We start from the raw sequence: 5,486 nt of genomic DNA on the forward strand, positions 1-5,486 counted from the left end.
GATCTTTTGCTTCAAATCACAGATTTGCACGAAAAGTACCTAGCCATGTGTAAGAAAAATCTGCGAAAATAGGAACGAAACTCACAAAGGCTTATGTCGATGACCACGCACAAATTTGAACATCCGTTAAATGAGAAAACTCGTATTTATCTAAGAGTGGAGTCTCTGCTGCGTCAGGCTCACTTGGCCTCTGGGTTTAGCGAAAATCATCAGTATCAACTGTTTTTCCGTGCGTTATTCGATATGGTTGAGATCTTCGAACAAATCCAACTGAAAAGTGAACTGGCTAAAGATCTTGAGAAGCAACGGCTGTCGTACCGCCATTGGCTCAATGTTGATGGTGTCGATCAAGACGCATTAAATACCTTGCTACAAGAGATAGATGTCGTTCATAGCCAACTAATGAGTGCTGAACGTTTTGGCCAAGCATTAAAAGAAGATCGCTTCCTAAGCTCTATCCGTCAACGCTTTAATCTACCGGGTGGTTCATGCTGTTTTGATCTGCCAGCATTACACTACTGGCTTCATCTACCTATTGAACGTAAAAAGCGTGATGCACAACAGTGGCAAGCAAGCTTAAAGCCCTTATCTGATGCGCTTTCGTTATGGTTAAAGCTCACTAGAGAGACCGGACATTTCAAAGCTCAAATCGGTCGTGCAGGTTTCTTCCAAAGTGACGCTGATGAAGCCAACATTCTAAGACTTCACATCCCAATGGAATATGGCGTGTATCCTATGATTTCAGGCCATAAAAACCGCTTTGCGATCAAGTTCATGTCGTTTGAAAACGGTCAAGCATGCACACAAGATATTGAATTTGAACTTGCTGTTTGCAGCTAAGACGACACTACGCCTCGCCTCCATAATCTAAAATTCAACGCTTTATTGCGCTTATATTTGATAAAATTTCGTAGCAGCAATAGCGCGTTGAATAAGCCATCTTTAATTCGTTTAGGTATACTACCCTTTAACACCAATTAGTAATGGGACGCTCAACTATGTCTAAAGTTACCATCGTTCAATGTCCACAATGTGGCGCCGACGTAGAATGGGGAGAACAAAGTCCTCATCGCCCTTTCTGCAGTAAACAATGCCAAATGATTGATTTTGGTGAATGGGCAGATGAAGAAAACACCATCCCAGGCGCACCCGATATGTCCGATAGTGATGGCTGGTCTGAAGACCAGTATTAAATTGAGACCTAGGGTAAAGGAATACCCTAGGTTCCTTCTTGGGGAATCTGAATCACGCTCCTTCGTCGCTGTCCAGAATGACGAATTTTAACCGCGGTACCCTGTAATCTTTGGCTATCAATTCCCGTCATTCCGAGGAGCCATAGCGACATCAGGAATCTATTCACAGCAAGGCAGAGGCGTGGAGTGTACATCAGTGCATGAGCATCGACAGTTCAGGTCGGGTGAAAAGAAACGAGCAAGCTAATTACACAAATAAAAAAACGGAGCCCTAAAAGGACTCCGTTTAAGATGAGAACGCTAGTTATAGCATTACTTCTTAGCAAGTTTCTCTTTGATACGAGCAGACTTACCAGAACGCTCACGTAGGTAGTACAACTTGGCACGACGTACTGCACCACGGCGTTTAACTTCGATGCTATCAACGATTGGAGAGTGTGTTTGGAACGTACGCTCAACACCTTCACCGTTAGAGATCTTACGTACAGTGAAAGCAGAGTGTAGACCACGGTTACGGATTGCGATTACAACGCCTTCGAAAGCCTGTAGACGCTCACGGTCACCTTCTTTTACCTTAACTTGAACTACAACAGTGTCACCTGGTGCAAATTTAGGTAGGTCTGATTTCATTTGCTCTTCTTCAAGAGCTTTGATGATGTTACTCATTTTTAAATTCCTAGAATAAACTGATACTAAATAAATTAGGTTACTTTGCGTTATGTTCTTTAATAGCTTTATGCTCATTAACAAACTCAGCAAGTAATTGTTCCTGTTCGTCAGTCAGAGCTAGGTTTTCCAGGAGCTCTGGTCTTCTTAGCCAAGTACGGCCCAACGACTGCTTGAGTCGCCATTGACGAATGTCCTTGTGATTGCCTGACATCAGTACCGCTGGTACCTCTTTGTCATCCAATACTTCTGGACGCGTATAGTGAGGGCAATCTAACAAGCCATTTGCAAAAGAGTCTTCTTCTGCTGACGCGAAATCCCCTAGTACACCCGGAACAAACCGAGAGACAGAGTCGATTAACGTCATGGCTGGTATCTCACCACCCGTCATCACAAAATCACCAATCGACCATTCTTCGTCGACTTCAGATTGAATGATGCGCTCATCTACCCCTTCATAACGACCACAAATCAGAAGCAAGTTCTCATTCGTTGCCAGTTCTTCCACTCCTTTCTGGTCGAGCTTGCGACCTTGAGGAGAAAGGTAGATGACTTTCGTCTTGCCCGGTGAGGCTGCTTTCGCGGTATGAATGGCATCGCGCAAAGGCTGAACCATCATTAACATACCAGGGCCACCACCGTAAGGTCGGTCATCGACTGTGCGATGTTTGTCGTGAGTGAAATCTCTAGGATTCCAAGTCTCAATCGACAAAAGACCTTTTTTAACCGCTTGACCTGTTACTCCAAAATCAGTAACAGAACGGAACATTTCTGGAAAAAGGCTAATAACGCCAACCCACATGTTTATCTCGCTCTGTAATTTTGGAGATTAGAATCCAGGATCCCAGTCAACTTCGATCCGTTGAGCTTCGCGATCAACATTAATGATCACTTGCTCTTCAAGGAACGGGATTAATCGTTCCTTCTGCCCGAAAGCATCTTTAAGATTTGCTTTAACAACCAGAACATCGTTTGAGCCAGTTTCTAGCATGTCAGTAACGACACCTAGATCGTAACCTTTAGTAGTTACAACTTGCATCCCAAACAATTCGCGCCAGTAGAACTCATCTTCTGACAATTCAGGAAGTACCGCAGGGTCAATAGCAATTTCAAAGTTCGTCATTAGATGCGCGTCTTCACGAACATCCATGCCTTCCAGCTTAGCCACCATACCTTTGTTATGGCGCTTCCAGCTTTCTACTTTGTACTCAACCCACTTGCCCTTTTGGTTAATGTACCAAGGGCTGTAATCGAAAATGCTTTCAGCATTGTCTGTGTAGGAAAAAACCTTAAGCCAACCACGAATGCCGTAAGTAGCACCAAACTTGCCTACAACAATCTTTTCGTTGCTCATTGTTTCTTTACCTTTCATCGACATAAACTAGTTTCTACTTTTCAAGTAAAAAATTAAGCCGCTTTTTGAGCGTCTTTAACTAGCTTAGCAACACGGTCAGATACTGACGCGCCTTGACCAACCCAGTGGTTAACGCGGTCTAGGTCTAGACGTAGACCTTCTTCTTGACCTTTAGCAGTTGGGTTGAAGAAACCAACTTTCTCGATGAAACGGCCAGTTGCAGCGTTGCGGCTGTCCGCTACTACGATTTGATAAAATGGACGCTTTTTAGCGCCGTGACGTGCCAAACGAATGGTTACCATGTCGTCCTCTTTGCTTTCTCAAAAATAAAATTAACCCCAAAAACCATTCAAGAAATTAAACAGTTTGGGGTCTCGTGCCAAAATAAAGCTCCGGAATTTTACTCTTCTCCCGGAGCAATGCAAGGAGTTTAGTTACTTTTTCACCAACATAAATTGAATTTAAAGTTTGTGACGTACCTAACACCCTGAATCTATGCGTGATCGATTAATTAACGACCAAATGGGTTGAAGCCACCGCCACCACCCATGCCGCCCATCATGCCTTGCATGTTGCGCATCATGCCTTTCATGCCACCTTTTTGCATCTTTTTCATCATTTTCTGCATTTGGGTGAACTGTTTTAGTAAGCGGTTTACATCTTGAACCTGCACACCAGAACCAGCCGCGATACGCTTCTTGCGCGAGCCCTTGATAATTTCTGGGCGTTGACGTTCTTTCATTGTCATGGAGCTGATGATCGCTTCCATCTGTTTGAACATCTTGTCATCGACTTTATCTTTCACATTGTCTGGTAGCTGGGACATTCCTGGAAGCTTATCCATCATCCCCATCATGCCGCCCATGTTTTGCATCTGGCCTAGCTGTTCACGGAAATCTTCAAGGTCGAAACCTTTCTTCTCTTTGAACTTCTTCGCTAACTTTTCTGCCTTTTCTTGGTCAACGTTGCGTTGTAGGTCTTCAATCAAAGACAGAACGTCACCCATGCCAAGAATACGTGAAGCAACACGATCTGGGTGGAACGGTTCTAGCGCGTCAGTTTTTTCACCGACACCCAAGAATTTGATTGGTTTGCCCGTGACATGGCGTACTGAAAGTGCCGCACCACCACGAGCATCACCATCAACCTTAGTTAGAACTACACCAGTAAGAGGTAGCGCATCGCCAAAGGCTTTTGCTGTATTTGCTGCGTCTTGACCCGTCATGGCGTCAACAACAAATAGCGTTTCTACTGGGTTGATAGCTGCGTGAAGATCTTTGATCTCCCCCATCATCTCTTCATCAATTGCCAAACGACCTGCGGTATCGACAATAAGTACGTCGTAGAATTTTTTCTTCGCATGGTCAATTGCTGCATTGGCGATATCAATAGGCTTTTGGTCTGGTGATGATGGGAAGAAGTCAACACCGATGTCTGATGCCAGTGTTTCAAGCTGCTTGATTGCCGCAGGACGGTAAACGTCGGCAGACACAACCAAGACTTTCTTCTTGTCACGTTCTTTTAGAAGCTTAGATAACTTACCTACCGATGTGGTTTTACCCGCACCTTGTAGACCAGCCATAAGAAGCACTGCAGGTGGTTGAGCAGCAAGGTTTAGCGCCTCATTCGACTCACCCATTACGGCTTCAAGTTCTGTTTGAACGATCTTGATAAATTCCTGACCTGGAGTCAGAGATTTAGAAACTTCTACGCCCACCGCTTTTTCTTTAACGCGGTTCACAAATTCACGAACGACCGGAAGCGCAACGTCAGCTTCAAGTAGAGCCATTCGGACTTCACGTAGGGTTTCTTTAATGTTGTCTTCGGTCAGACGACCTTTACCACTGATATTTTTCAGCGTTTTGGATAATCGATCCGTTAAATTCTCAAACATCTTTGTCTCTTCGCTAAAATGGCGATTAATTAGTGTGAGTATACATTAGCCAAGGTCTGAGTCATACCCGTACCGCTGTCCTATTCTTGTCTCTATTTATATATGGTGCGGTAACTTATTAATTTCAATATCTCATCTCTCACGATTGATGTCGGATATATCGTAGCCCCAAAGTGTAATGCAAGGTATAATTTCTCCATCGTGCACAATAATATTTAGGATTCATGGATAGCTTAATAGCCATCGCGGCCGCCATACTTTATGTCTTGGCGATTGCGACCATCATACCCGGACTCTCACAACAGTCAGGAATCAAAGCAAAAACAGTGTTTGCTAGTGCTGCCTGTGCGCTTGTTTTTCATGCGTGGATTTTGAGTGA

General features: G+C 44.1%; 7 protein-coding genes and 2 pseudogenes. 4 read left to right on the forward strand and 5 right to left on the reverse strand.

Annotation, left to right across the window (positions count from 1 at the left end; genetic code table 11):
* From coaE to yacG, 3 genes and pseudogenes are all read left to right on the forward strand, one after another.
* Positions 1-72 (forward strand): annotated as a pseudogene (coaE, locus tag R7070_RS24280) (dephospho-CoA kinase); the annotation flags it as partial.
* A gap of 27 nt (positions 73-99) precedes the next feature.
* Complete coding sequence (gene zapD / locus R7070_RS24285; RefSeq protein WP_017820392.1) at positions 100-840, forward strand: cell division protein ZapD; 741 nt, start codon at positions 100-102, stop codon at positions 838-840.
* Between the two features lie 158 nt (positions 841-998).
* Positions 999-1,193 (forward strand): DNA gyrase inhibitor YacG, encoded by a 195-nt coding sequence (yacG, locus tag R7070_RS24290; RefSeq protein ID WP_017635922.1) that lies wholly within the window; start codon positions 999-1,001, stop codon positions 1,191-1,193.
* A gap of 312 nt (positions 1,194-1,505) precedes the next feature.
* On the opposite strand, the gene rplS is transcribed toward yacG, so the two are convergent.
* From rplS to ffh, 5 genes are all read right to left on the reverse strand, one after another.
* Entirely contained in the window at positions 1,506-1,859 is a 354-nt protein-coding gene (rplS, locus tag R7070_RS24295; protein WP_005379971.1) for a 50S ribosomal protein L19, read from the reverse strand.
* A 40-nt stretch (positions 1,860-1,899) separates the two neighbouring features.
* A complete protein-coding gene (gene trmD, locus R7070_RS24300; protein WP_005385420.1) occupies positions 1,900-2,661 on the reverse strand; it encodes a tRNA (guanosine(37)-N1)-methyltransferase TrmD in 762 nt (253 codons plus the stop codon).
* A 27-nt stretch (positions 2,662-2,688) separates the two neighbouring features.
* Entirely contained in the window at positions 2,689-3,237 is a 549-nt protein-coding gene (gene rimM / locus R7070_RS24305) for a ribosome maturation factor RimM (RefSeq protein WP_005379964.1), read from the reverse strand.
* A 29-nt stretch (positions 3,238-3,266) separates the two neighbouring features.
* The gene (gene rpsP, locus R7070_RS24310; RefSeq protein ID WP_005379962.1) at positions 3,267-3,515 is read right to left on the reverse strand and encodes a 30S ribosomal protein S16; all 249 of its coding nucleotides are present in this window, start codon (positions 3,513-3,515) and stop codon (positions 3,267-3,269) included.
* A 209-nt stretch (positions 3,516-3,724) separates the two neighbouring features.
* Positions 3,725-5,107: a signal recognition particle protein gene (ffh, locus tag R7070_RS24315; RefSeq protein ID WP_005385423.1), complete on the reverse strand. Its 1,383-nt coding sequence runs from the start codon at positions 5,105-5,107 to the stop codon at positions 3,725-3,727.
* A 224-nt stretch (positions 5,108-5,331) separates the two neighbouring features.
* On the opposite strand from ffh, the pseudogene R7070_RS24320 reads away from it, so the two are divergent.
* Positions 5,332-5,486, forward strand: a pseudogene (locus tag R7070_RS24320) (inner membrane protein YpjD); the annotation flags it as partial.

Origin of the sequence: Vibrio sp. 1557, assembly GCF_033340175.1 — a bacterium.
Taxonomy (GTDB): domain Bacteria; phylum Pseudomonadota; class Gammaproteobacteria; order Enterobacterales; family Vibrionaceae; genus Vibrio; species Vibrio alginolyticus.

Excerpts from the sequence above, each read along its gene's own strand:
- zapD (WP_017820392.1), top strand. The coding sequence starts at position 100 with ATGACCACGCACAAATTTGAACATCCGTTAAATGAGAAAACTCGTATT.
- yacG (WP_017635922.1), top strand. The coding sequence starts at position 999 with ATGTCTAAAGTTACCATCGTTCAATGTCCACAATGTGGCGCCGACGTA.
- rplS (WP_005379971.1), bottom strand. The coding sequence starts at position 1,859 with ATGAGTAACATCATCAAAGCTCTTGAAGAAGAGCAAATGAAATCAGAC.
- trmD (WP_005385420.1), bottom strand. The coding sequence starts at position 2,661 with ATGTGGGTTGGCGTTATTAGCCTTTTTCCAGAAATGTTCCGTTCTGTT.
- rimM (WP_005379964.1), bottom strand. The coding sequence starts at position 3,237 with ATGTCGATGAAAGGTAAAGAAACAATGAGCAACGAAAAGATTGTTGTA.
- rpsP (WP_005379962.1), bottom strand. The coding sequence starts at position 3,515 with ATGGTAACCATTCGTTTGGCACGTCACGGCGCTAAAAAGCGTCCATTT.
- ffh (WP_005385423.1), bottom strand. The coding sequence starts at position 5,107 with ATGTTTGAGAATTTAACGGATCGATTATCCAAAACGCTGAAAAATATC.